The organism is Burkholderia sp. B21-005, assembly GCF_020843965.1.
Taxonomy (GTDB): domain Bacteria; phylum Pseudomonadota; class Gammaproteobacteria; order Burkholderiales; family Burkholderiaceae; genus Burkholderia; species Burkholderia ambifaria.
The window spans coordinates 2,740,395-2,765,358 of the sequence record NZ_CP086302.1 but is presented as its reverse complement, the minus strand read 5'-3'; the positions used below and the strand labels follow the sequence as shown (position 1 = coordinate 2,765,358).

Sequence of the window (24,964 nt, the reverse complement as noted above, 5' to 3'; positions counted from 1 at the left end):
GACCGGGCGCTTGTTCGCGGCCCGATTCAATCGTCGAGCGGATCCGGCGCGCCGCGCTCGGCGACGGGTGGCGCGATCCGTCGGTCGAGTGTTCCCGCGCGGCATCCGGCCGGCGGCGGCGCGTGCGTGGCCGCCGCGCGAATGCCCGCGGCGATGCCGAGCGCGAGCGTGTCGAGCGCATGGCGATGCGCTTCGACGAGCGCGTCGTAGCCCGCCGACGCGCCGGCCCGAACGATGCTGCGGCACGTTAGTGCCGGCTGTCCGGAGCCGGCGTCCACGGTCCATGTCGCATCGAGCAGCACGTGCGACGCCGGCCACGATTCGACCCGCTGGACGTCCACGGCGACCCGATAGACCGGCGTGCCATCCGGATGGGCGACGCGGTGAACGTCGATCGTGTTCAGCCGGGACGAGACGCGCGTCGACAGCCCGCCGCGCATCTCGTCGCCGAGCGGCGAAACCCAGCGCTCCTGTTCCAGAATGTCGACCCGTTCGGGGCCGCGCTGCACCGCGAGCCGGTTGCCGTCCGCCGGCGCCGCGACGTGCACGCGCTGCATGTCGATCAGCCATGCGGGACGTGACGCGCCGGTGTCGCCGCCCGCGCCATCCGCCATCCCGAGCGTATGGAATCGTACGGGCGGCGACGCACAGGCGCTGAGCACGGCCAGCGCGGCGCACGTTGCGATGCGGATCGGCATCCTGATCGTGCGAAACGAATGCGGCGTCATTTCGGTTCTCCTTTCTTGCCGAAGAGCAGCGCTTCCGGATGCCGCTCGAGATAGTCGGCCAGCGTATTGAGCGACTGGAGCGTATGCGTGAGCGATTGCATCGCGTCATGAACGTCCGATTGCATCGGCGAATCCTGCCGCAGCGTCGCCTGCGCGGCGTCGAACGTGCGTTGCGCCGCCGCCAGCGTGTCGCGCGCCTGCGGCACGACCTGCTCGTCGAGGTGTCCGAACAGCTGGTTCGCATGCTCGAGCGCACCGTTCAGACTGTTGCCGATCTGGTCGAATGGAACCTTGTCGAGCTTCCGTGCGATGTCGGCGAGCTGAACCTGCAGTTCGTCGAGCGTGTTCGGAACGGTCGGCAGCTCGACCGGCGTGCGGCGCACGTCCACGCTCGCGCGCGGTGCCTTCGGGAACATGTCGAGCGCCACGTACAACTGGCCCGTGAGCAGGCTGCCGGTGCGCAGCTGCCCGCGCAGCCCCTGCAGCACCAGGTGCTCGAGGAGGTCGTGGCCGCCGGCCGTATCGGGGGCTGGCAGCGCGGTGTCGCTGTGCCGGCTCAGTCTCGATGGATACAGCGCCATCGTGACCTTCATGCTGAACGTGCGCGAGTGCTCGTTGTATTCGATTCCGATGTTCGTGACCTGACCGAGCGCGATGCCGCGCAAATCGACCGGCGCGCCGACGGACAGTCCGCGCAGCGACTGGTCGAAGCGCATGACGACCATCAGCGGCGTGCCGTCGGGGTCGCGCATCGCCTCGGCTTCGTCCGGCGTGAGCCGGAACGACGCGTTGTCGGCCGCCGGCGGGGCATCGGCTTGCTCGGGCGGCGACTGAAACGCGAGACCGCCGACGACCACCGTCGCGAGCGACTGCGTGTTCAGCTTCAGGCCGTTCGAATCGAGCCGCAGATCCACGCCGCTTGCGTGCCACCAGCGCGTGTTGGTGCCGACGTATTTGTCGTATGGCGCCTTCACGAACGCCTGCACGTCGACGCCCGTGCCATCCTTGTCGAGCGAGAAGCCGACCACCTGGCCGACCTGCAGGTGCCGGTAGAACACCGGCGAGCCGATGTCGATCGAGCCGAGCGAATCGCCGTGCAGCAGGTAGCGGCGGCCTTGTTGGTCCGCGGTGACGGCGGGCGGCGTCTCGAGGCCGGCGAAGTCGGTCTGCTCGTGCGGCGAGCGGCCGAGGTCCGCGCCGATGTACGCGCCGGAGAGCAGCGTGCCGAGCCCGGAGATTCCGGTGGCGCCGACACGCGGCCGAACGACCCAGAATCGCGTATCGCGGTTCGCGAACCGCGCAGCTTCCTTGGTGAGCTGGATGCGCACGACCACGCGCTTGAAGTCGGGCGTGAGCGTGATGGCCTGCACCGAGCCGATATCGACGTCCTTGTAACGGACCTTGGTCTTTCCGGCTTCGAGGCCTTCTGCGTTCGCGAACGTGACGGTGATCGTCGGGCCGGTCGCGGCAATGCTGCGGTACACGAGCGACAGCCCGATCAACGCGCACACGAGCGGAACGATCCAGACGAGGGACGGGATCCAGCGGCTGCGCGGCCGGATCTCGGGTTCAGGCAAATCGAGGGGAAGCATCGTATGAAGAGTCGTAGAGTTGCGACGGGCTTGCGCTCGTTCAGGATCGAGGGCGGGCGGCGCAGCGCTGCACGCCGTCCCAGATGAGTCGCGGATCGAACTGCATCGACGCGCACATGGTGAGTACGACCACGGCGCCGAACGCCAGCGCGCCGGGGCCGGGCGTGATCTCGGCGAACGACCCGAAATGCACGAGCGCGATCGTCAGCGCGACGACGAACACGTCGAGCATCGACCAGCGGCCCACGCGTTCCACCAGTCGATGGAGCCGCGTGCGTTCCAGCGGGCGCCATGGCGTGCCGCGATGCGCGGCAATGGCCTGCAACGCAAGAATCGCGAGCTTGAGCATCGGCACGAGCACGCTCGCGACGAACACGACGACGGCGAGCGGCCAGTCGCCGGACGTCCAGAAGTACGCGACGCCGGCGAGAATGGTGTCGTCCTCGGTGCGGCCGAGCGAGGTCGCGTGCATGATGGGCAGCAGGTTCGCCGGAATGTAGAGAAGCGCGGCCGCGATCACGAGCGCGCCCGTGCGTGCGGCGCTGCGCGGGCGGCGTTCGTGCAGCGTCGACCCGCAGCGCGTGCAGCGCGCGCCGGCGGCCTCGGTATGCGGTTGCACGCGTCCGCAGGTATGACATGCGAGCAGCCCCGCGGCGCGGGCTGTGACGCTTGCCGGGCGGTGGTGCCCGGTCGCGTCCGTAGCGTCCATTGCGTCCGCTGTGTCGGGCGCCACCGGTGCAGCGCGTCGCGGCGTGTGCCGCCGGCGCGACACCGCGGCGGGCGTACCGCCGTCGCGCAGCGCGATGATTTCGTCGCGAGCCTCCCACAGGCCGCCCGGGTCGAACGACGCGAGAACGCCGAGCATCACGGTGAGGGCGCCGAACGCAAACAGCGCGGGGCCCGGTATCACGTGCGCGACGCTCGTCATCTTGACGATCGTGACCAGGATGCCGAGCAGGAACACCTCGACCATGCTCCACGGGCGCAGCCGCTGCATGTTGCGCAGGATCGGCGCGAAGCAGGGCGGTACGCGGCCCGCGCGCAACGGCACGAGCACGTAGAGCCACGCGGCGATTTCCAGCAGCGGGAACAACATCGTCGTGCCGAACACGATCGCCGCCACGGCCGGCTGCCCGTGCAAGCGCAACGCGGCCACCGCGTCGGCCAGCGTCGCATGCGATGCGATGCCGGCTGCGTCGAGCGCGACGATGGGAAAGGCCTGCGCGATGAACAACGTGAACAGCGCGGCGAGCGCGATCGCGCACCGCCGGTCCAGCGCCGGACGGCCGTGCGCGCTGCCGCCCACGCGGGCACGGCACCTCGGGCAGTGCGCAGCCAGCGCGCGCAGGCGCGGCGGCCGCCAAAACAGCAGGTCGCATTCGTGGCAGGCGACCAGGTTTTCGGGTTTCATCGGGAATCGATCATGCGGAGTAAAGGAGTGCTCGGCGCCGCGGTACTCGCGGTGCATCGGGCGTCGGGCGTCGATGTCCGGGCCGGCGGCACGCGCGGCCGACCCGTCGACGCAAGCAGCCGTTATTGCTGGGCCGCGACTGCCGTGCGGGCGTCGGGCGGCAACTCGCCCATTGCTTGCAGGAGTGCCGCCGTATCGGTCATTCGCCGGCTCGCGGCACGGACCGCGTCGAGCTCCGCGGTCAGATATTGCCGCTCGCTCGCCTGCTGCGCGGACACCGGAACGGCGCCCAGTGTGCGGCGCTGCACCGTTTCGTCGAAGGCCGTGCCCGCCGCCCGCGCCGCGATTTCGTTCGCGGCCAGCGTTTGCGCGTCGTTGTCCAGCGCGGCGAGCGAATCCGCGACGTCACCGAACGCGGACAGCACCGCCGACTTGTACTGAAGCACCGCCGCGTCGTACGAATCGAGCGTCGCACGCCGGTGGGCCAGCAGCGCGCCGCCATGGAAGAGCGGCTGCGACAGGCCTGCGCCGACTGCCCACAGCCCGCCCGCCCCCGACAACAGCGCCGGCCAGCTGAAGCCGCCGCGTCCCAACGTCGCCGTGAGCGACAAACTCGGGAACAGCTGCGCGGTCGCTTCGCCCGCATCCGCCGCGGCGGCTTTTACCGCGGCTTCGGCCGCGCGGATGTCGGGGCGCGCCTTCAGCAGGTCGGACGGTACGACGACGGGCACGTGCTCCGGCAGCGACAGGCTGTCGAATGTGGGGATCGGCGGCACGGCGTCGGGCGTGCGGCCGAGCAGGATCGCGAGCGCGTGAACGGTTGTCGCGCGCTGCTGACGTAGCGCCGGCAGCGTCGCGGCGAGCGATGCCGCACTCTGCGTCGACGCCAGTGCCTGCGCGTGCGAAATCGCGCCGAGCGCGTAGCGCTGCGCATCGTCGTGCGCGGACGATGCCGCGATGGTGACGAGCCGCTCGGTCAGCAGGATCTGTCGGTCGAGCGCCGCAGCGGAGAGGGCGGTGCCGACGATGTTGGCTGCCAGCGCGCGCCGCGCCGCCTCGAGCTCGCAAGCGCGCACGTCGACGCGCGCGGCGCTTGCCGCGTTCGCGTAGCGCGTGGCGCCGAACAGATCGAACGTGTAATGCGCCTGCAACTGACCGACGAACACGTTGTAGCGCAGGGTCTGCGCGCCCGTGCCGGAGATGTCCGGCGTGCGGGTGCGGGCCACCTGCGCATTTGCGTCGAGCGACGGCAGCGTCGATGCGCCGACCTGCGCACGCAGTTCCTGCTGCGCGGCGGCGAGCGTCTTTTCGGTCGCGGCAAGCGTCGGATTCGCGCTCAGCCCTTCGTCGACCAGCGCGTCGAGCGCGCCGGAGCGATAGAGCCGCCACCACTGCGGAACCGGCGCGGCGCCGACGTCGAATTGCTGCGCGACGCCCGCCGCTTCGGCGGTCCGCGGCGGCTGCGGCGTCTCGCCGTAGTGAGCCGGCGACGGCATCGCGGGCGGCGTGCTGCTCGGGGCCATCGCGCAGCCGGACAGGCCGAGCGCCGCGCTCGCGGCGAGCGCCGCGGTCATACGGGTAAGTTTCATTGACATGTCTCCGGGGACGCGACGGCCGTGGCGGTCGACTCGCGTTCGTCGCCTCGCACCTTGAAGCACGTCGCATAAAGGGCGGGCAGGAAGAAGATGGTCAGTCCCGTCGCGATCGTGATGCCGCCCATCAGCGCCGTTGCCATCGGGCCGAAGAAGCCCGAGCGCAGCAGCGGGATCAGGGCGAGCACGGCGGCGGCGGCGGTCAGCATGATCGGCCGGAAGCGCCGCACCGTCGCGCTGACGATCGCCGTGAAGCGCGGCTGTCCGGCTGCGATGTCCTGGTCGATCTGATCGACCAGGATCACGGAGTTGCGCATGATGATCCCGAACATCGCGATCACGCCGAGCAGCGCGACGAAGCCGAACGGCTTGCCGAACAGCAGCAGCGCGGCGACCACGCCGATCAGGCCGAGCGGCGCGGTCAGCACGACGATGAAGGTGCGCGAGAAGCGCTTGAGCTGAATCATCAGCAGCGTCAGCACCGCGATGATCATCAGCGGCATCTGTGCATTGATGGACGTCTGGCCCTTCATGCTTTCCTCCGCCGCGCCGCCGATGTCGATCCGGTAGCCGGTGGGGAGCGTCGCGCGCAGCGTCGCCAGCGCACCGTCGATGTCGCGCGTGACGCCGATGCTCGCTGCGTCGCCGCGCACGTCGGCCTGCACGGTGATCGTCGGCTGGCGGTCGCGTTCCCAGATCACGCCGTATTCGAGCGTGTCGCGCACGTGGCCGATCGCGCCGAGCGGCACCGGGCCGTGCGGCGTCGGAATCGCGATGCCGGCGAGCTTCGACGGGTCGACGCGCTCGCTCTTCGGCGCGCGCAGGTCGACGTTGATCAGCTTGTCGCGCTCGCGATATTGCGTGACCGTATAGCCCGACAGCGTCATCGCGAGGAAGCCCGACACGTCTTCCGACGTGACGCCCAACTGGCGCGCCTTGAGTTGATCGATTTCGAACGACACCGAGCGCTCGGCCGGCTCGTCCCAGTCGAACTGCACGTTGCGCGTGCGCGGGTCGGCGCGCACCTTGTCCGCCACCTTCTCGGCGATGGCGCGCGCGGTCGCGATGTCGTCGCCGCTCACGCGGAACTTGATCGGGAAGCCGACCGGCGGCCCGTTTTCAAGCCGCGCCACACGCGTGCGCACGGTCGGGAAACGGGTTGCGAGCGTCGACTCCAACCAGTGCGACAGCCGGTCGCGCGCTTCGACGTCCTTCGCCGCGATGACGAACTGTGCGAAGTTCGGCTGCTGAAGCTGTTGATCGAGCGGCAGATAGAAGCGCGGCGCACCGGTGCCGACGAAGTCGACGACGTGATCGATTTCGGGGCGGCCAGAGAGCGTCTTCTCGAGCCGCGTGGCCTCGCGCAGCGTCGCGTCGAACGACGCGCCTTCCGGCAAGCGCAAGTCGACCAGCAGTTCGGGGCGCTCCGAGTTCGGGAAGAACTGCTGCGGCACGCGCGTGAAGGCGGCCATCGCGATCGCGAACAGCACCGCGGTCACGCCGAGCACGACCCAGCGGCGTTCGATGCAGGCCGAGATCCAGCCGGACAGGCGCCGGTAGAAGCCCGTGTCGTACACGTCCTGCCCGTGCGCATGCCCGTCGTGATGCTTGAGCTCGGGCAGCATGTGGTAGCCGAGCAGCGGCACCAGCACGACGGCGGCAAACCACGACACGATCAGTGAAATGGCCGACACCTCGAAGATCGAGCGCGTGTATTCGCCGGTGCTCGACTTCGCGAGCGCGATCGGCAGGAAGCCCGATACCGTCACGAGCGTTCCCGTGAGCATCGGGAACGCCGTGCTCGTGTACGCGAACGCCGCCGCACGCGTTCGCGTCCAGCCTTGCTCGAGCTTCACCGCCATCATTTCGACGGCGATGATCGCGTCGTCCACCAGCAGCCCGAGCGCGAGCACCAGCGTGCCCAGCGACACCTTGTCGAGCCCGATGCCGAACACATGCATGCACAGCGCGGTCACGGCCAGCACGATCGGAATCGTGATGACGACCACCATCCCGGTGCGCAAGCCGAGCGACACGAGGCTGACCACGAGCACGATGGCGACAGCTTCACCCACCGCCTCGACGAAGTCGTCCACCGAGTGCTTGACCGCGTGCGGCATGCTCGACACCGCGCTCAGCTTCACGCCGGCCGGCAGGCCTGCCTGGAGTTCGGTGGTCCTGGCGTCGAGCGCCTTGCCGAGATCGATCACGTCGCCGCCCTTTTGCATCGTCACGCCGATGCCGAGCACGGCGTGGCCGTTCGTCCGCATCTGCGTGACGGGCGGATCGTCGTAGCCGCGCGTGATCTTTGCGACGTCGCCGAGCCGGAACGTGCGGTTGTTCACGGTGATCGGCATGTCCGCAAGCGCCTGCATGTCCTTGAACGCGCCGGTGGGACGCACGAACACGCGATCGTCCGCCGTCGTGATCGTGCCGACCGGCGCGACGGCATTCTGCGCGTCGATCGCCTGCGCGAGCTGTTGCGGCGTGATCGCGAGCCGGGTCAGTTGCGCGTTCGAGATCTCGACGAACACGTGCTGATCGGGGTCGCCGAAGTAGTCGACCTTGGCGACGCCGGGCACGCGCAGCAGCACCGCGCGCAGCTTGTCCGCGTAATCGTGCAGTTGCGCGGGCGAGTAGCCGTCGCCTTCGAGCGCATAAATGTTCGTATAGACGTCGCCGAATTCGTCGTTGAAGAACGGGCCGACCGTGCCCTTCGGCAGCGTCGCGCGGATGTCGCCGACCTTCTTGCGCACCTGATACCAGGTTTCCGGCACCTGATTGACGGGCGCCGAATCCTTCATCGCGAAGAAGATCATCGACTCGCCGGGGCGAGAGTAGCTCTTGATGTTGTCGACGTACGGCGCGGCCTGAAGCTGGCGGCCGATCCGGTCGGTGACCTGCTCCTGGACTTCGCGGGCGGTGGCGCCCGGCCAGTAGGTCTGGATCACCATCGTGCGGAACGTGAACGGCGGATCCTCGGATTGCGCGAGGCGCGTATAGCCGATCACGCCGAAGATCGTCGCAAGGCCGATCAGGAAGATCACCAGTTGCTGATGCTTGAGCGCCCATGAGGACAGATTGAAGCGACGGTCGTCGGCCGGGCCGGCGTCGGTTCGCGCGCCGTCCGGCAGATGATGTTCGGGGGCGTTCATGACGGGAAGTCCTCCGGATGCAGAGGCGGCACGACGCGCACGCGTTCGCCGGCGGTGACGGTATGGACACCTTGCATCACGACGCGCTCGTCGCTCGCGAGCCCCGACGTGATGGACACCGTGCGTTCGTCGTAGCGTCCGATCGACACCGTGCGCAGTTCCAGCGTGTCGCTGCCCTTGCGGACGACCCACACCGCCGGCGCCTCGCCGCGGTGAAAGAGGGCGGTGGCCGGCAGCGTGATCGTATGGTCCGCGGCGGCGTCGGTGCTGCCGTCGAACGCGACGTTGGCCGTCATCCCGGAGCGCACGTCCGGGCTCGGCGCGATCAGCGTCAGTTTGACCCGCCACGTGCGGCTTTGCGGATCCGCGGCGGCCGCGACCTCGCGCACGCGCGCATCGAACACTTTGCCCGGCAGCGCCGTCAGGCTGACGCGCGCGCCGCGGCCGATCGCGAGATCGCGCAGGTCGCGCTCCGAGGCGTCGCACACGATGTCGAGCTCGCCGCTCCAGTCCAGATGAAACACCGCTTGCCCGGCCTCGACGTTCTGCCCGGTATCGGCATCCTCGGACGTCACGACGCCGTCGTGATCCGCGACGAGCGTCGCGTAGCGCAGGTGATCTCCGGCGAGCCCCATCTGCGCGAGGGCGGCATCGCGCTGTGCGACTGCCGACGTATAGGCATCCTGCGTTGTCTCGAGCTGCGCGGGGGCGATCAGCGCCGCCTGTGCTTGCGCGCGATCGCGCTCCAGCTGCTGCTTCGCGTAGACGACCCGATGCTCGGCGGCGTCGAGCTGCGCGCGGGCATTGAGCAGCGTGTTGTGCAGATCGGCGGGATCCAGGGCCGCGAGCGTCTGTCCTGCCTTGACGGTGTCGCCGATGCGCACGCGCCGCTCGACGATCTTGCCGCCGACCCGGAACGACAGCGCCGTCGAATAGCGCGCCTGGACCTGCGCCGGCAGCACGCGCTGCGATGCACCGCTGTCTGCGTGAGCCGGCAGCGCGACCACCGACCGCAGTTCGGGCGCGGGGGCCTCATGCGAATGACAAGCCGTCAGAAGAATTGCACAGCATGCGAGCGCGATCGGCGCCCGCTGAACCGGCGGCGCGATGCGTGTCAGGAGCCGGCGCATCGAAGTGCGCGCATCAAGACCTGGTGATTTCACGATGTTTCCAAGACGAATGAAGGGCCAACTAAAAAAATCCGGCGACCTCGGCGGGCCGGCCGACTGGGGCGGGGCGCGATCCGGCTTCGCTGCCGACGGCGCATCCACGTGTTAAATCAGGACTCCGATGTTTGCGTGGCAGCGTCCTATGCCGGCACGCTAGATCACGCAGCCTGCGCCCGCCGCACGGAGCGGCGGGGCTGGCTACCGCACGGGCATCGGATGCCCGTGCTGGCGGTTACCGCACGTCGAGGACCCTTCCGGCAGACACGCTCGGCGCAGCGATTTCCGAGATTAGACTCATAACTGATAATATTGTCAAGTATGAGCCAATAATCTAGAATTGCGGAAATGCAGAAATTTCGAAAGGGGAGACGCTGTCATGGAACAAACCTCCGAGCCGCCGCGGCCCATCGGGGCCGCCGTCGCGACCGAGCACCGGCTGCCGCGGGGCGCGCGGCGCAAGCAGGCGACGCGCATGCGTCTGCTGCGGGCGGCGTTCATGCTGATGGCGGAAAAGGGGATGGATAACGTGGCGATCAGCGAGATCACCGAGGCGGCCGACGTCGGGTTTGGCTCGTTCTACAACCACTTCGCATCGAAGGACGGACTTTTTGCCGCGTTGATCGAGTGGGTGTTCGACGATTTCGCGGATCGGCTCGAGCGTGTGACCGGCGGTTTGTCAGATCCGGCGGAGGTCGTGGCGGTCTGCGTGCGCCATACGCTGATGCACGCGCATCGGGAGTGGATGTGGGGTCAGTTCTTGATGCGCGAAGGTGTTTCAGTGCGCGCGCTCGACCGCGGGCTCGGGCAGCGCTTGCGGCGGGACAGCGCGCGCGGCATCGCAGCGCGCCGCTTCGTCGTCGGCGATCCATTCGTCAGCGTTCTGGCGTCGACAGGGACGATTCTCGCGGCAATCGCCGCGCAGCTTCACATCGCCAGGACGGTCGAGGGCGGGGCGCGGCGACGGGTGGCCGGCGTCGGCGGTTTCCCGGAACGGACCGCCGCGACCGTGCTGCAGACGCTCGGCATCGCGCGCGCCGAGGCGCACGCCATCGCGAATCGCCCGCTACCGCCAGGCGATTTCACTGTAACGGGTGGGGGGTGAGAGGGGCGGGGATCGTCGTCGACCCCTTCCTGGCGGCCATCGGCGCCCGGTGTCAATTTGACTTGGCGGAGCTGTCGTTACCCTGATTGCGACCCGGTTCGCACGCTGTCGCCGATTGGCCCAGTGTCGCGAGAATCTTGTCGCGGCATACCGTCAGGATTTCGTCGGCCAGTGGAGAATCATCCGGGCACGCGCGCGACAACACAACGGCGCCGACCGCATGCGCCATGATGTCGAGGCAGTTGGCTCGCGCGTCCGCCGAGTCTGCACCGTCTGACGAATCACGTTCTTGGACTAACGCCGCCAGCAGTCTTTCGATGCCGTCCGCGAAGGTGGCCCGGACCGCTTCGGGTTGACGCGCGGCATCCCCACCCAGCGCGGCCATCGTGCAGCCGGTTGCGCGCGCGTCGCGGTGCTCGCGCGCGAGATACTGTCGCACGAACTCCGCTGCGTCCACCCCAGCCGACAGCGCAACGGTCTGCGCCATGCCGCAGGCCGCCGATTCCGCCATCAGATCGGCCTTTGAGCGGAAGTGCTTGTAGAAGCCGCCGTGGGTGAACCCGGCTGCGCTCATCAGATCAGCAACTCCGACCCCATCAAAACCGCGCTCCCTGAACAGCGTCGACGCTGTCTCAACAACGTGGGCCCGATTGGCCTGGGCCTGTGCCTTGGTGACTTTCACTTTTCCTCTCCGTGGGCGCGTTCCTGTCTGATGGCCTGACTATACATTGATGTTGGTCATCATCAAAGTATTGACATGTTAGATTATGATCGTCATCATTAAGCCATTCCCACCACCCGACGCTGGAACGACATGTCAGAGAAAACGCTTTTCGAGCCGTACGCCCTCGGTGGCCTGACGCTCACCAATCGCATCGTCATGGCACCGCTGACCCGCAACCGTGCCGGCGCCGGGCTGGTGCCGAGCGAGCTTGCCGCGACCTACTACGCCCAGCGCGCGTCGGCCGGCCTGATCATCACCGAGGCCACTCAGGTTTCGGCCCAGGCCCAGGGCTATCAGGACACGCCCGGCCTGTACACGCCCGAGCAGATTGCTGGCTGGCGGAAGGTCACGGACGCCGTCCACGCCAAGGGCGGACGCATCTTCGTGCAGCTCTGGCATGTGGGCCGCGTCTCGCACACCGACCTGCAACCTGGCGGTACGGCGCCGGTCGCGCCTTCCGCCATCCGCGCCGAGACGAAAACGTTCGTCAACAACGGATTTGCCGACGTGTCCGAGCCGCGCGCGCTGGAACTCGCCGAGCTGCCGGGCATCGTGAACGACTTTCGACAGGCTGCGGCCAACGCGATTGCCGCCGGTTTCGACGGCGTGGAAATTCACGGCGCGAACGGATATCTGCTGGAGCAGTTCATCAAGGACGGAGCCAACCAGCGCACCGACGACTACGGCGGCTCGATCGAGAACCGTGCGCGGCTGCTGCTCGAAGTCGTCGCCGCGGTGGTCAAGGAAATCGGCGCAGAGCGCACGGGCGTGCGCATCTCGCCGGTTTCGCCGGCAAACGGCATTTCCTGCAGCGATCCGCAAGCGCAGTACGACTACATCGCCGAACAGCTCAACGCGCAGGGCGTCGTCTATCTGCACGTGGTCGAAGGTGCGACTGGCGGCCCACGCGATGTCGCCGCGTTCGACTACGACGCGCTGCGCCGCCGTTTCAAGCAGACCTATCTGGCGAACAACGGCTACGACGTGGAATTCGCCACCACTCAACTCAATGAGGGCAGAGCCGACTTGTTCGCGTTCGGCCGTCCGTTTATCAGCAACCCGGACCTGGTCGAACGCCTGAAGCACGGCGCACCCCTGACGCAACTCAACCCGGCGACGCTCTATGGCGGCGGCGCGGTGGGCTACATCGATTACCCGACGATTTCCGGCTAAGGCTTCGTGCCCTTGACTGAGCCTCCGCCAGAAGAACCCTTGCAAAGGAAAGTACCCATGACCACGCTTCCGACCGTCCTCATCACCGGCGCCTCCAGCGGCATCGGTGCCACCTACGCCGAGCGCTTCGCTCGGCGTGGCCATGACCTCGTCCTTGTCGCCCGTGACAAGGCGCGACTCGATGCCCTGGCAGCGCGCCTGCGTGAGGAAAGCGGGGTGGCCGTGGAAGTGCTGCAGGCCGACCTGACCCAGTCCACCGATCTGTCCGCGCTCGAGGCTCGTCTGCGCGATGACAATCGAATAGGAATTCTGATCAACAATGCCGGCGTGGCTCAGTCGGGCGGCTTCCTGCAGCAAACCCCTGACAGCATCGAACGCCTGATCACGCTCAACACGACGGCGCTGACGAGGCTTGCAGCCGCGGTCGCGCCACGCTTTGTGCAGTCCGGTAACGGCTCGATCGTCAACATTGGCTCGGTGGTGGGTTTCGCGCCCGAGTTCGGCATGTCGATCTACGGCGCGACCAAGGCATTCGTCCTGTTCCTGTCGCAGGGCCTGAACCTCGAGCTGTCGCCCAAGGGTGTCTACGTGCAAGCGGTATTGCCGGCGGCGACGCGCACGGAGATCTGGGAGCGCGCCGGCGTCGACGTGAACACGCTGCCCGAGGTGATGGAAGTAGGGGAGTTGGTCGATGCGGCACTGATCGGGTTCGACCGTCGCGAACTGGTCACGATCCCGCCGCTGCACGTAGCCGGGCGGTGGGACGCGCTGGATGGCGCTCGCCAGGGACTGTTGTCGGACATTCGACAAGCACACGCGGCCGAGCGTTATCAGCTCAACGCCTGACTATTCAATTGCAGCAAACGGCGGAACGATGGATACCACGATGACCGACAACCATATCACTACACCCACGCGCTTCGTGGATGTCCACGGTACCCGATTCGCCTACCGCCGCTGGGGTAACGCAGACTCTTCGCAGCCGCCGTTACTGTTCCTGCAGCACTTCCGCGGCGGCATGGACAACTGGGATCCACTGATGACGGATGGGCTTGCCCAAAGCCGCGAAGTCATTCTCTACAACGGCCGCGGCGTCGCTTCCTCCGGCGGGCAACCACGAACTCGCATTGAGGACATGGCCGATGACGCAGCGGCCTTCGTTCGCGCACTCGGCTTGCAGCAAATCGACGTTCTGGGCTTTTCGCTGGGCGGGTTTCAGGCGCTCGACCTGACCTGGCGCCATCCCGAGCTCGTGCGCAAGCTGATGCTGCTGGGCACCGGGCCGCGCGGGGGGAGTCCGGAAATGGAGCAGCGCGTATTGACCACCGCGGTCAATCCGGTCCCGGCGTTCGAAGACTTCCTCTACCTGTTCTTCGGACGATCAGCAGAAGCCGAGCAGGCGGCAAGGGCGTTCTGGGAGCGGCGCCATATGCGAGCCGACCAGGATCCGCCATCCTCGCCGGAGGTCTCGATCGCACAGATCGAGGCCAACGTGCTGTATATGCCGAGGCTCTCGGAAGACGATCCTTTCGCGTATCTGCGCGGTATCCGGCAGCCTACGTTCATCCTCAATGGCGTGAACGACGTGATGGTCCCGACGGTTAACTCCTTCTACATGGCGCGCAACCTGCCCAATGCGCAGTTGTTCATTTACCCGGATGCCGGCCACGCCGCGCAGTTTCAGTACCCGCAACGCTTCCTGGGTCACGCAGTTCAGTTCCTGAGCGAGTGACGCGACGGTCGTCATGGTCCGAACGCACTTTTCTCAGGTCAAAAGGATGCCCGAAATGCTTAAGTTCAAGTTCCTGTTGTGGGCATTCGCCCAGTTGCTGAGACGCAAGATCCGGCGCGACGCCAACGCCGCGCGCTACGTTGCGTCCAAGAACCTGGTATGCCAGATTCGTACGGTTTCGGGTGCCGGGCGCTACTTTGTGATCAAAGATGGCACCGTCCGATCGTTTGCAGGACTGACAGCGACGCCTCGATTCACGCTCACCTTTACGAGTGCCGCCAAAGGCTTCGAGATTCTGTCGGCCAAGGATGCCCAGGCGGCTTTCCTCAGGGGGGTGGGCAGTAAAGACTTAACCATCAGTGGCGACTTCCGGGAAGTGTTGTGGTTCCAGGGCCTGACGGCGTTCCTGCAGCCTCCGAAAATCGTCTCGCCTTACGACCGCACCGTCTTCTGAGTTGCCATGAAACCCGATCTGCTGAACCAGCCACTGCACCTGCCCAATGGCAGCGCTCTGCGTAACCGGCTCGCCAAGGCCGCCATGAGCGAGACCCTGGGCACCTACGATAATCGCCCGACACCGGACCTGGTGCAGTTGTACCGACGCTGGGCCGCGTCGGGGCTCGGACTGATCATGACAGGGAACGTGATGATCGACCGCCGCGCGTTGGGCGAGCCCGGGAATGTCGTGATCGAAGACGACGCAGACTTGCCCGTGCTGCGCCAGTGGGCGGAGGCTGCAACCGCGCAAGGGGCGTCGATCTGGGTGCAGCTCAACCATCCTGGAAAGCAATCGACCAAGGGTTTGAACGCCTTCAACCTGGCGCCCTCCGCGGTTCCTTTCCGCGAGGACATGGCGGCATTCTTCGAGACACCGCGCGAAGCGACCACGTCCGAGATTCAGGACATCATCGAACGCTTCGGGCGCAGCGCGGCTATTTGCAAGAAGGCCGGGTTCAGTGGCGTCGAGATCCATGGCGCACATGGTTATCTGATCAGCCAATTTCTTTCTCCGCACCACAACCGCCGCAGCGACGAATGGGGCGGCAGTCCCGAGAAGCGGCGCCGCTTCGTACTGGCCGTCTATGCGGAAATCCGCCGGCGAGTCGGCCCGGACTTCCCGGTGGGAATCAAGCTCAATTCGGCCGACTTCCAGCGCGGCGGTTTTACGGAAGAGGAATCGATCGAGACAATCCGCGCGTTGAGCGATGCGGGGATCGACCTGATCGAGATTTCCGGCGGTACCTATGAGGCGCCTGCCATGAGCGGGGCGATGCAAGAACCGAAGAAGGCATCCACCGCGGCCCGGGAAGCTTACTTCCTTGATTTTGCACACAAGGTGCGCGCGACAGTCAAAGTGCCGCTCATGGTGACCGGTGGTTTTCGCACCGCCGCCGGCATGAACGCGGCGCTGCACTCCAGCGCGCTGGATGTGGTGGGCCTGGCGCGGCTGCTCGCGATCGATCCCGATGCCCCCGCCGCCTTGCTTCAAGGGCGCGACAGCCCGCAGCAGGTGCAACCAATCAGTACCGGCCTCAAGGCGGTCGATCGCCTCGGAATCATGGAGGTGCTGTGGTACACGCGCCAGCTCAAGCGTATTGCGAGAGGTAGAGAACCGCGCCCTGACGAGGGCGGACTTGCAGCATTCCTGAAGTCTGCTTTCAGCAGCGGCTGGGGAACGTTTCGCACGCGGCGTCTGCGGGCGCGCATTTGAGTGCCGAGGGCTTGCGATCAGAAATTCATCGCTGATGAACGTCATATGAAACGGTCCACTACCCGATCCAGGGAAGCCACGCACGAGCGTATCGTCGACGCCCGCGCGCGCAATCGACGAAGCGCCGTTGTCCGAATCGATGCTTGAGACCACACTCGAGCATCTGGTTTGCGGCGCGGATTGAAGTCCTACCTTTTTCCCGGTCAGCATGATGCTCGACATTTGAAAGCGGCACCCAAGGAGTCAATGATGCAGAGCATCAACCCGGACACCCAATCGACGACGTCGTATGCACGGGCACCGAACAAGTTCGTCAACGCGGCAGGAACCCGCTTCGCCTACCGTGAACTGGGTCCGCACGGCGGCATTCCTTTGGTTTTGCTGAACCATTGGGGCGCGGTGCTGGACAACTTCGACCCGCGCATCGTCGATGGCTTGGCGCAAAAACATCGCGTTATCGCGATCGACTATCGAGGCATTGGCTTATCCGGTGGCATCGCGCCCGTGACCGTGGACGCGATGGCGCGCGACACCATCGCGCTGATTCGCGCAATGGGTTTCGATCAAGTCGATCTGCTCGGCTTCTCGCTTGGCGGCTTCGTCGCGCAGGACGTGGCGCTCAAGGCGCCAGGCCTGGTGCGCAAGCTCATCCTCACTGGCACGGGCCCCGCCGGCGGTCACGGTATCGATCGAGTGGGTGTCGTGTCCTGGCCACTCATGCTCAAAGGCCTGCTAACGCTGCGCGATCCGAAGGCGTATCTGTTCTTCACCTCGACAACCAACGGCCAGCAGGCGGCAAGCGCCTTCTTGAAACGGTTGAAGGAACGCAAGGCTGGCCGCGACAGGGGGCCGACACCTCGCGCCTTCCTTCGTCAACTCAAGGCGATCAAGGCTTGGGGCCAGCAGGCGCCGCAGGACCTCGCGAGTCTGCCCATGCCAGTCCTGATCGCCAATGGGGATAACGACATCATGGTGCCCACCGCACTCAGCCACGATATGACCCGCCGCATCCCCCAGGCGCAACTCGTCATTTATCAGGACGCTGGCCACGGTGGAATCTTCCAGCATTACGCCAACTTCGTACCCACGGCACTGGAATTTCTATCGCAATGAATACTTTGTGGACTAGGCGTATGAAGTATTCTCGCGAATACAACGCAGCATCGGAGTAAGCGCAACATGAAAGCACTCACATTCAAACGCTATGGCAAATCACCCGAGATCGGGTTTGCCGAAGTGCCGCGCCCCACGCTCAAGCCCGACGAACTGCTGGTTGAGGTGCATGCCGCGGGGGTGAACCCGATCGACAACATGATTCCAACGGGAATGTTCAAACCCGTCTTGAAGGTCCAGCTGCCCGCGATCATGGGTAGCGATCTGGCCGGCATCGTGATCGATGTTGGCAGCCGCGTCACTCGCTTCAAGAAAGGCGACGCCATCTTTGCAAGTCTGTTCGACCTTGGAAGAGGATCTATCGCCGAATATGCCGTGGTACCGGAGAGCGCTGCAGCCCCGAAACCGGTTAATCTGGACTTCGTGCAGGCCGCCTCGGTTCCAATGGTCGGGCTCACTTCATGGCAAGCACTGAAGGAGCGTGCCAATCTTGAGCCCGGTCAGAAGGTGTTCATTCCCGCGGGGTCCGGCGGTATTGGAACATTCGCGATCCAACTGGCCCAATATTTTGGCGCCAAGGTGGGAACCAATACCAGCACGGGCAATATCCCGTTGGTGAAAAGCCTCGGCGCCGACGAAGTAATCGACTACAAGCAGCAAGCGTTCGAGAAAGTGCTGCGCGACTACGATGTGGTGCTTGGTACGATCAGGGGCGACGCGGTTGAAAAGTCGGTAGGAATCCTCAAGCGGGGAGGGAAGATCGTCTCTCTTATCGGGCCGCTGGACGCAGCGTTCGCCCGTGCTCGCGGTCTGAACTTCGTCCTGAAGTTCGTATTCAGCCTGATGAGCCGCAAGATCATGCGTCTTGCGAAAAAGCGACGCGTCACCTACTCATTTCTCTTCGTACGCCCCGACGGTGCTCAACTCGCCGAGATCGGCAAACTGCTCGAATTCGAACGTATCCATCCTGTCATTGACAAGGTATTTCCGTTTGAACAAGCAAAGGATGCACTGGAATACCTGGCCCAAGGACGCGCCAAGGGCAAGGTCGTCGTCAGGATCAAGTGAAGGATCGCGAGGAACGCCGTCCAAGACCTCGACCAGCGCATGTCTCGGCGTTCATCGGTGGTGAAGCGTGGCCAGCGCCAACGACTGACTCACGCATCGCCGCTCACTCGCGGCGGCGCGGTCGAGCGATCGGCTCCGCGACGCGGTCGACCCAGCCCCGGTAGAACGCACGGTACTTGAGCACGAGCTTGTCGTACTTGCTGTACGCGCCGCCGCCGTCCGGCTTCATCCCGTTCCAGATCTTGACGTCGTACCCCGCGGCCTGTCTGGTCTGCAGCCCGAACAGCACGAAGTCGGTCGCGCGGCGCAGGATGCCGCCCACCTTCTTGATCGAGATGAGCATGTGCATGACGTTCTTGCCGTCGCTCACCGGCGTCACACACTGGAGCAGCTTGTATTTGACGTCGCCGTCCAGCGCGACCGTCATGACGCACCCGCCGGGGTAGCCATCGAAGTGCAGGTTCATCTGCGACATGTCCATGCCGAGCGCGCGCGACAGCATGCCGAGGGGCCCGAAGTACCGGTTCACGGTGAAGTCGATCCCGGCACCGAACCACGCGCCCGCCCGGGCCAGCGACTCGACCTCCGGCCACGGGCGCCAATCGTCGAAGAGCTTGAGCTCGAAGGCCGAGATCGGGAGCGCGTGCACGGGTGTCGCGTGCTGCGCGTCGTAGAAGTTCTCGACGATCCGCAACACCGCCGTCTTCGTCTCGAACGCGAAGTGCACATGCATGAAGTCGCTGTTGTCGACGTCGGCCGCGGCGATTTCGGGCAGCGGGTGCAGCGGCTGCGGGGAGCCGTACCAGACCCACACGTAGCCGTATCGCTCGGCGGTGACCAGCGTCGGCTGGCGCGCCCCGCGCGGGACGGGCTCCAGCCGGCTCACCGCCTGGCTGTGGCCGGGGATGTGAACGCACTGGCCCTGTTCGTCGTACCGCCAGTGGTGAAACGGGCACTGGATGCACCCGTCCTTGACCTGCCCGTCGGCCAGGTTCGCGCCGAGGTGCGCGCAGTGGCGGTCCATCACCACGGCCCGCCCCGTCGTGCCGCGCCACGCCACGCACGGACGGCCGAAGAGCGTCAACTCCGTGGGCTTGTCCTTGAGGTCGTCCGAGCGCATCGCGACGTACCAGCTCGCGGCCACGCGCGTGGTCGCGTCGTACGCCGCCTGGGGTTGCGCCTTGACGCTCGCTTCATCGAATTGAATGTCGTCCATCGTTTTTGTGTCGTCGTTGGTCGATTACTTCAGCGCCAGGCCGATGCGGGTCGTGATGTACGCCCTGAGCAGCGCGAACATCGGGTTGTAGTCGAAGTACTTTTTCACCTCTGCCGGCGCGCTGGTTTGCGTCCAGTACATCAGCTTCATCGCCGGCAGCAGGCTGTACTTCGAGTTGTTGAGCTGCGGCTTTTCCCCCGTGATGCAGTACCCGAAGCCGAACATCGGCTTGGCGAACTCTCGTTCGTCGATGAGGGCGTGAATCCGCGCCGCGGCTTCCTCGGCCGGCTTGCGCCCGGCGCTCACGGCCTCGACCTCGGCTTTGGCGTCGTTGAACAACTGGTAGTACTCCTCCATGTCCGCGCACAGGTAGCCGAGGTACGGCGGGTCGTTGTCGAGGTGATCGAGGTCGCCCTCGTCGCGTGACGCGCGGAACCTCGCGTGGGCTTGCACGAGCCGGAACTGCCCCAGGATCGTGCCGACCGCCCACAGCCTGTGGAACGCGTCCCACAGGCGGAAGTCCTTGAACGCCGTGTAGCAGCAGCTGACGAAGTCGTCGTTGTGGTCCAACAGCTTCTGCTGTAGGCGCTCGATGTACTCGAAGCGCTCGGGGGAGAAGTCGTCGTCGCGCAGCGCCTTGATGAGGCGCGCCGCGAGCGCGTGGATGGTCACCGCGGTGTTCTCGAGCCCCCGCGAGAAGAGCGGGTCGATGAACCCGTTCGCGTGCAGCATCAGGCAGTAGCGGTCGCCGACGCAGGCGCTCGACGAGAATTGCAGGCGGTCGGTCTTGACCCAGTCGCGCACCGGCACGGCGTCCCGGAACTGCGCGCCGATGCTCGGGAACCGCGCGAGGAACTCGTCGAATTCCTGCTGCGCGGGGATGTCCGTTTTCGGGTAGACACGCGGGTCGAGCTGCAGGCCGACGCTCACCAGGTTGTTGGTCGACCGCGGGTGGTTGTTGAACGGAATCACCCACAGCCAGCCGCCCTCGAACATGTGGTGCAAGGTCCCTTCGTGCCAGCGCCAGCGCTGCCCCTTGACCTTGAAGATGTCGTCGAACGGCTTGACCCCGAGCATGTGCGTGTAGAGGCTGCGCGAGTGCGTCTTGAAGCGACACGGTTCTTCGCGGAGCCCGAACTTGGTCGCGAGCGGCGCGCGGGGCCCGCCGCAGTCGATCATGTACCGGCCGGTGAACCGATCGCCCTGGGCAGTAGTCACCGCGACGCCGTCTTTGTCGGCGTGGTGTTCGGTCACGCTCGTCTTCTGGCGGACCGTACAGCCGTATTTGATGGCGGCTTGCAACAGGTAGGCGTCGACGTCTTGCCGGTAATAATGGCTCTCCGGACCCCACGGCAGCTCGGGAATCACGCACTGCGTGAACTCCTTCGGGTCGTGCTCCTGGCCGGGCTTGTGGAACACGAAGCCGAAGTTGCGCTTGATGCCCGTGCTCGACGCGACGTAACGCTGCGTCGAGTAGAACGACGTGATGTGGTCGAGCTCCGGAATTCCGTAGCGATCGGCGATGATCCGGTTCATGAGAGACGTCTCGGGAATCGACGATTCGCCGATCGTGAACCGCGGGTGCGACGACTCCTCGATGATCAGCACCCGAAACTGTTGTTTGGCCAGGATGGCGCCCATCTGGGTGCCGGACATGCCCGAGCCGAGGATGATCACGTCGAAGTGGTTGCTATCGCGCCCGTTCGCGGGGCTCATCTGAGTCATGGGGGCAAACTCTCCTTGTGAGATGGAACACATCGCCGCGTGCGTCAGGATTCGTCGAGCGCGGCGCGGATGCGGGACCGCGCGGCGCGCGTGAGCGTGAGTAGATCGCCGAGCATGCTGGGCGCGTACCCCCCGCTGCCGATGCTTGGGCCGCTTCGACCGACTTCGTACGCCCGCTCGGCCAATTTGACGTGAGGCGCCCGGAAGCGCAGCAGGACCTCGAAGACCCGGTCGAGGGCCGCCAGCCCGGCCCGGACGGGCTCGCTCCGCGTGCCGATCGCATGCGCCTCGCCGAGCGCGCGGTCGACGAGCGCAGGCTCGCCGGCGAACCGCGCGTAGACCGCCCTGAATGCGGGAAGCACGTAGGGCAGGTACGTCTCCTTGAATTCTCGATAGGCCTGGTGGTCCGATTGCGAGCCCCACAGCACGTGCTCCAGCACGAAGAGGGGCATTTCCACGGCACCGGGGCCGAGGTAGCTCTGGCCTCCGATTCGAATCGGTTCGTAGAAGGGGCGCAGCTCGTCGTAGAAGACCTGCAGCGAGATGAAGCGGTAGGCGTACACGATCGATTCGACCATTTTCTGCAGATAGGCGGCCAGCTCGTCGCACCCTTGCGCGAACGCGGGTGAGCGCAGGGACACGTCGGACAGCTCGACGGTCACCGCGATGGCCGCCTCGAGCGCCGCCATCGAGATGCGCACGCTCTCGAGCAGGTGCGCTTCGTCGGGGAGCCCGGTGTAGCTGCGCTGCGCGTCGGCGGCCGCGGGGTTCCAGACCGTCACATGCAGGAGCGTCTCGCGCGGCGGCAGGTCGGTCGCGCGCGCCAGGTCGAGCAGCACCGGCTCGAGCCCGGGCACCGCGTCCGCGGGCTCGTGTCCGTGCCGCTTGAGCGACCCCAGGAAGAAGCCGATGTCCCGCATCGCGGCGGCGGCTTCGACGAAGTCCCAGCCGGCGGGCACGCCGCGCGCCGGGAGGAACGCGCGCAACAGGCCGACGATGCCGGGCACGTCCTTTTTACGGTTCAGGCCCGGCAACTGCAGAACGAGCGCGCGCGCCTGCAGCGGATCGCAGGCCGCCACGGCGGCGTGCGTGGCCGCGAATGCGCCTACCCGGTCCAGGGTGCGCTCCACTACAGGATTTCCTGCGCCGCCAGCGTCGACCCGCGCTGGCTGCGAGACACCCCCGCGTCGCCGTCACGCAGCGACCGCAGGTAGTCGTAGTTCGTCGGCAGGCTCGTGCGCAGACGCTCGGCCTCGCGCCGGATGCTGGCGAACATCGCCTCGGCCTTCTCGATCGACTCCGGTCGGTGCTGCAAGAGCGGCAGCGACCGGTCGGGCAGCAGCCCCAAGCCGGCAAAGATGCAGTAGTAGTTGCCGTTCAACCAGAAGTTCTTGAATTCGTAGTCGAAGGTTTCGTAGTACGTCGAATCGTCGAACGACGTGGTGGTCAGCGGCAGCCCCGCCTTGTAGCGCTGAACCTTCTCTTTGATCGCGTCCGAGAGCCGCAGGTCGTGCCGGTTCGCGAGCCAGAACGGCGTGTCTTCGCGCGACGTGGTGAAGTAGTGCGCCTGGACGAAATCCCGGCAGTCGTCGAACATGTAGACGATCTCGGCGTTGAATGCGTCGCTCAGCCGCGGGTCGAACGCGGTGTCGGGGAAGTGCTTCACGAGCTGGTAAAGCGCCGCGTAGATGAAGTAGATTCCCGTCGATTCCAGCGGCTCCAGAAAGCACGACGACAGCCCGATCGACACGCAGTTGTTGACCCACGCCCGCTTGTTGCGCCCGACCCGGAACTTGATCTGGTTGAGCGGCTGATTGTCCGAGAGGCTCCAGAGGTTGAGGAAGTCGGCGGTGGCCTGGTCGCGCGAGGTGAACTTGCTCGAGAAGACGTAGCCGCTGCCGAACCGGCCCAGCATCGGAATCTTCCAGGTCCATCCCGAGTTCATGGCGATCGCGGAGGTGTACGGCTCGATCCCTTCGCGCGCGTCGTCGTGGGGCACGGCGCTGGCGACCGCGCTGTCGCACAGCAGGTAGTCGGACATGTCAATGAAGGGTTCCTTCAGGGCCTGGTTGATCAGGAGCCCCCGCATGCCGGAGCAATCGATGAACAGGTCCGCCTCCAGCGTCCGTCCCTCCTTGGTGGACAGGCTGGAGATGTAGCCGCGGTCGTTCAGGTGAACGTCCACGACCTCGTCGACCACGCGCTTCACCCCGCGTTCGACGGCCCAGCGCTTCAGGAAGTCGGCCACCAGGTGCGCGTCGAAGTGCCACGCGTGGGACATCTGGCGCGTGCCGTCGGCCAGGCACGGTGCCAGCTTGCTGTCGAGCGCCCCGGGCTGCGGGTAGCAGGCGTACGCCATCGGCTGCTGGAAGCCCTGTTCGCGCTTGCGCAGCCAGTAGTGGGTAAGCGGCACGCCGTCGCAGTTCGGCACGTTGCCGAACAAATGGTAGAAGTAGTCTTCGCGCGAGGGGTCGGGAGACTTCCTCCAGTTCACGAACTTGATGGCGGACTTGAACGCGCCGTTCACCTGGGGCATCCACTCCCGCTCGGGTATCCCGAGGAAGTCGAAGAACACCTTCTGCAAACTCGGGATGGTTGCCTCGCCCACGCCGATCCGGGGGATCGCCGCAGACTCGATCAGCGTAATGGTCGCCTGCTGCTGGAGCGCCCGGACGAGGTACGAGGCGGTCATCCACCCCGCGGTGCCGCCGCCCACGATAACGATATTCTTGATCGGATTGCTCATGCCACCTTTCCCATAGGATTTAAAACCTCAATGGATAGTGACGCCTTATCGAGTTGAACGCGCAACTCGTCCGGTAACGCGTCATAACGTGTGTGGCTCATTACCGATAAATGACACCGGGAAGGCGTAGTGAATCGCAGCAAAGGACGTCCCTCCGCGCAATATCCGGACATCCTTGGCCGCAGCCCCAGCGTTTGATCTGAGGCTGTTCCGCTCTCAATTCAAATAGAGAAGCACAATCGAATAATGCTAGGCGCCCATTGCAGCGGCGGCACACCGCGCAAGGGCTTGTCGAGGCTCGCCGGATCATGCGCGTAGCCGCACCGACGCACCATAGCAGTGTTCACGATGGCACGTCTCGCAAAATTTCGTATCAATCTCGGTTAATCCAGAGAAATACTCAATATCGGCGAAGCATCCGATAACAAACGATTTAATTTTTTAAAAAGTAGAAATTTACTTTTTCGTTGATGGTGTGTGCGCCAGCGGATTTATTGTATAAAAATGCGAAATTAAAGTCTTAATTGACGAGGGGAAATAACGGCGTCGCCATTTGCGAAACAAAGGTGTCAATTGGCCCTGGCCCAAGAAATAGTCCGGTTTAAAAATGGAGAAATTCGGAGGGCTGGCGAGCCCTTGTTCCCGTGCCATCCCGCAGCATTGAATCGAATAAATTGAAGGGGAACACAGTAAGGGCTTTGTTCCCATTCATTTCGGGACACAAGCGAAGCCCCCGTGTGTGCGGCACCCTGCAGAGGGGAATTGAGCGCTCCCGCCCCGCGCCAAGCGAGAAGCGGGACCGTCACCGTTTCGGCACCCCTGCATTTCTAGCGCTGGCGACGCCGGCGGGCGGGTTAATTGGGCATTGCGTCACAGACGGGCCTGGAGGTTCTTCGATCCGCCGGCACTGCGGATCGAGCCAACTTCGTCTCAGGGGTGCGGAAGCTCAGTTGCGAGCGCCCACACTTTCCACGGGGAGAGGCGAGCGGAAGGCTGAATTCTCTCCG

Annotated in this window: 19 protein-coding genes; 8 read left to right on the top strand and 11 right to left on the bottom strand. The window is 65.5% G+C overall.

The window, feature by feature from the left end; all coding sequences use genetic code 11:
• Window positions 1–26: 26 nt before the first annotated feature.
• The 6 genes from LMA02_RS28850 to LMA02_RS28825 all read right to left on the bottom strand — a co-directional run bounded on the left by LMA02_RS28850 (window position 27) and on the right by LMA02_RS28825 (window position 9,608).
• A complete protein-coding gene (locus LMA02_RS28850; RefSeq protein WP_228908496.1) occupies window positions 27–728 on the bottom strand; it encodes a PqiC family protein in 702 nt (233 codons plus the stop codon).
• Window positions 725–2,320, bottom strand: a complete 1,596-nt coding sequence (locus LMA02_RS28845) for an intermembrane transport protein PqiB (protein WP_228908495.1) — start codon at window positions 2,318–2,320, stop codon at window positions 725–727. Before LMA02_RS28845 ends, LMA02_RS28850 begins: the two co-directional genes overlap by 4 nt.
• Before the next feature lie 40 nt (window positions 2,321–2,360).
• Window positions 2,361–3,731 (bottom strand): paraquat-inducible protein A, encoded by a 1,371-nt coding sequence (locus tag LMA02_RS28840; RefSeq protein WP_228908494.1) that lies wholly within the window; start codon window positions 3,729–3,731, stop codon window positions 2,361–2,363.
• Window positions 3,732–3,853: 122 nt separating this feature from the next.
• Window positions 3,854–5,320, bottom strand: coding sequence for an efflux transporter outer membrane subunit (locus tag LMA02_RS28835; protein WP_228908493.1), 1,467 nt, complete (start codon window positions 5,318–5,320; stop codon window positions 3,854–3,856).
• Window positions 5,317–8,478: an efflux RND transporter permease subunit gene (locus LMA02_RS28830; RefSeq protein ID WP_228908492.1), complete on the bottom strand. Its 3,162-nt coding sequence runs from the start codon at window positions 8,476–8,478 to the stop codon at window positions 5,317–5,319. Before LMA02_RS28830 ends, LMA02_RS28835 begins: the two co-directional genes overlap by 4 nt.
• Window positions 8,475–9,608 carry an efflux RND transporter periplasmic adaptor subunit gene (locus tag LMA02_RS28825; RefSeq protein WP_228910024.1) on the bottom strand — a complete coding sequence of 378 codons (1,134 nt, stop codon included), beginning with the start codon at window positions 9,606–9,608 and terminating at the stop codon, window positions 8,475–8,477. Before LMA02_RS28825 ends, LMA02_RS28830 begins: the two co-directional genes overlap by 4 nt.
• A gap of 415 nt (window positions 9,609–10,023) precedes the next feature.
• On the opposite strand from LMA02_RS28825, the gene LMA02_RS28820 reads away from it, so the two are divergent.
• Window positions 10,024–10,749, top strand: coding sequence for a TetR/AcrR family transcriptional regulator (locus tag LMA02_RS28820; RefSeq protein ID WP_228908491.1), 726 nt, complete (start codon window positions 10,024–10,026; stop codon window positions 10,747–10,749).
• A 52-nt stretch (window positions 10,750–10,801) separates the two neighbouring features.
• On the opposite strand, the gene LMA02_RS28815 is transcribed toward LMA02_RS28820, so the two are convergent.
• Window positions 10,802–11,431: a TetR/AcrR family transcriptional regulator gene (locus tag LMA02_RS28815; RefSeq protein ID WP_228908490.1), complete on the bottom strand. Its 630-nt coding sequence runs from the start codon at window positions 11,429–11,431 to the stop codon at window positions 10,802–10,804.
• Window positions 11,432–11,563: 132 nt separating this feature from the next.
• On the opposite strand from LMA02_RS28815, the gene LMA02_RS28810 reads away from it, so the two are divergent.
• The 7 genes from LMA02_RS28810 (at window position 11,564) to LMA02_RS28780 (ending at window position 18,270) form a co-directional block, all read left to right on the top strand.
• Window positions 11,564–12,646, top strand: a complete 1,083-nt coding sequence (locus LMA02_RS28810; RefSeq protein WP_228908489.1) for an alkene reductase — start codon at window positions 11,564–11,566, stop codon at window positions 12,644–12,646.
• Window positions 12,647–12,703: 57 nt separating this feature from the next.
• Window positions 12,704–13,492 carry an SDR family NAD(P)-dependent oxidoreductase gene (locus LMA02_RS28805; RefSeq protein WP_228908488.1) on the top strand — a complete coding sequence of 263 codons (789 nt, stop codon included), beginning with the start codon at window positions 12,704–12,706 and terminating at the stop codon, window positions 13,490–13,492.
• A gap of 40 nt (window positions 13,493–13,532) precedes the next feature.
• A complete protein-coding gene (locus LMA02_RS28800; RefSeq protein ID WP_228908487.1) occupies window positions 13,533–14,378 on the top strand; it encodes an alpha/beta fold hydrolase in 846 nt (281 codons plus the stop codon).
• Between the two features lie 55 nt (window positions 14,379–14,433).
• Window positions 14,434–14,832 (top strand): helicase, encoded by a 399-nt coding sequence (locus LMA02_RS28795; RefSeq protein ID WP_175746531.1) that lies wholly within the window; start codon window positions 14,434–14,436, stop codon window positions 14,830–14,832.
• A gap of 6 nt (window positions 14,833–14,838) precedes the next feature.
• Window positions 14,839–16,089: an NADH:flavin oxidoreductase/NADH oxidase family protein gene (locus LMA02_RS28790; protein ID WP_228908486.1), complete on the top strand. Its 1,251-nt coding sequence runs from the start codon at window positions 14,839–14,841 to the stop codon at window positions 16,087–16,089.
• A gap of 249 nt (window positions 16,090–16,338) precedes the next feature.
• Entirely contained in the window at window positions 16,339–17,202 is an 864-nt protein-coding gene (locus LMA02_RS28785) for an alpha/beta fold hydrolase (protein ID WP_228908485.1), read from the top strand.
• A gap of 66 nt (window positions 17,203–17,268) precedes the next feature.
• The gene (locus LMA02_RS28780; protein WP_228908484.1) at window positions 17,269–18,270 is read left to right on the top strand and encodes an NADP-dependent oxidoreductase; all 1,002 of its coding nucleotides are present in this window, start codon (window positions 17,269–17,271) and stop codon (window positions 18,268–18,270) included.
• A gap of 103 nt (window positions 18,271–18,373) precedes the next feature.
• On the opposite strand, the gene LMA02_RS28775 is transcribed toward LMA02_RS28780, so the two are convergent.
• Genes LMA02_RS28775 through LMA02_RS28760 form a run of 4 tightly spaced genes read right to left on the bottom strand, consistent with a single transcriptional unit; the run spans window position 18,374 to window position 23,957 of the window.
• Window positions 18,374–19,486 (bottom strand): Rieske 2Fe-2S domain-containing protein, encoded by a 1,113-nt coding sequence (locus LMA02_RS28775; RefSeq protein WP_228908483.1) that lies wholly within the window; start codon window positions 19,484–19,486, stop codon window positions 18,374–18,376.
• A gap of 24 nt (window positions 19,487–19,510) precedes the next feature.
• A complete protein-coding gene (locus tag LMA02_RS28770; RefSeq protein WP_228908482.1) occupies window positions 19,511–21,211 on the bottom strand; it encodes an NAD(P)/FAD-dependent oxidoreductase in 1,701 nt (566 codons plus the stop codon).
• A gap of 44 nt (window positions 21,212–21,255) precedes the next feature.
• Window positions 21,256–22,341 (bottom strand): monodechloroaminopyrrolnitrin synthase PrnB family protein, encoded by a 1,086-nt coding sequence (locus LMA02_RS28765; RefSeq protein WP_228908481.1) that lies wholly within the window; start codon window positions 22,339–22,341, stop codon window positions 21,256–21,258.
• Window positions 22,341–23,957 (bottom strand): tryptophan halogenase family protein, encoded by a 1,617-nt coding sequence (locus tag LMA02_RS28760; RefSeq protein WP_228908480.1) that lies wholly within the window; start codon window positions 23,955–23,957, stop codon window positions 22,341–22,343. The genes LMA02_RS28765 and LMA02_RS28760 overlap by 1 nt, the downstream gene beginning before the upstream one ends.
• Window positions 23,958–24,964: the final 1,007 nt, after the last annotated feature.

What these genes read in the sequence shown, in the direction of transcription:
- LMA02_RS28775 (WP_228908483.1), bottom strand. Translation starts at nt 19,486, where the DNA reads ATGGACGACATTCAATTCGATGAAGCGAGCGTCAAGGCGCAACCCCAG.
- LMA02_RS28850 (WP_228908496.1), bottom strand. Translation starts at nt 728, where the DNA reads ATGACGCCGCATTCGTTTCGCACGATCAGGATGCCGATCCGCATCGCA.
- LMA02_RS28770 (WP_228908482.1), bottom strand. Translation starts at nt 21,211, where the DNA reads ATGACTCAGATGAGCCCCGCGAACGGGCGCGATAGCAACCACTTCGAC.
- LMA02_RS28845 (WP_228908495.1), bottom strand. Translation starts at nt 2,320, where the DNA reads ATGCTTCCCCTCGATTTGCCTGAACCCGAGATCCGGCCGCGCAGCCGC.
- LMA02_RS28800 (WP_228908487.1), top strand. Translation starts at nt 13,533, where the DNA reads ATGACCGACAACCATATCACTACACCCACGCGCTTCGTGGATGTCCAC.
- LMA02_RS28825 (WP_228910024.1), bottom strand. Translation starts at nt 9,608, where the DNA reads ATGCGCCGGCTCCTGACACGCATCGCGCCGCCGGTTCAGCGGGCGCCG.
- LMA02_RS28805 (WP_228908488.1), top strand. Translation starts at nt 12,704, where the DNA reads ATGACCACGCTTCCGACCGTCCTCATCACCGGCGCCTCCAGCGGCATC.
- LMA02_RS28820 (WP_228908491.1), top strand. Translation starts at nt 10,024, where the DNA reads ATGGAACAAACCTCCGAGCCGCCGCGGCCCATCGGGGCCGCCGTCGCG.
- LMA02_RS28830 (WP_228908492.1), bottom strand. Translation starts at nt 8,478, where the DNA reads ATGAACGCCCCCGAACATCATCTGCCGGACGGCGCGCGAACCGACGCC.
- LMA02_RS28795 (WP_175746531.1), top strand. Translation starts at nt 14,434, where the DNA reads ATGCTTAAGTTCAAGTTCCTGTTGTGGGCATTCGCCCAGTTGCTGAGA.
- LMA02_RS28835 (WP_228908493.1), bottom strand. Translation starts at nt 5,320, where the DNA reads ATGAAACTTACCCGTATGACCGCGGCGCTCGCCGCGAGCGCGGCGCTC.
- LMA02_RS28785 (WP_228908485.1), top strand. Translation starts at nt 16,339, where the DNA reads ATGCAGAGCATCAACCCGGACACCCAATCGACGACGTCGTATGCACGG.
- LMA02_RS28790 (WP_228908486.1), top strand. Translation starts at nt 14,839, where the DNA reads ATGAAACCCGATCTGCTGAACCAGCCACTGCACCTGCCCAATGGCAGC.
- LMA02_RS28780 (WP_228908484.1), top strand. Translation starts at nt 17,269, where the DNA reads ATGAAAGCACTCACATTCAAACGCTATGGCAAATCACCCGAGATCGGG.
- LMA02_RS28840 (WP_228908494.1), bottom strand. Translation starts at nt 3,731, where the DNA reads ATGAAACCCGAAAACCTGGTCGCCTGCCACGAATGCGACCTGCTGTTT.
- LMA02_RS28810 (WP_228908489.1), top strand. Translation starts at nt 11,564, where the DNA reads ATGTCAGAGAAAACGCTTTTCGAGCCGTACGCCCTCGGTGGCCTGACG.
- LMA02_RS28760 (WP_228908480.1), bottom strand. Translation starts at nt 23,957, where the DNA reads ATGAGCAATCCGATCAAGAATATCGTTATCGTGGGCGGCGGCACCGCG.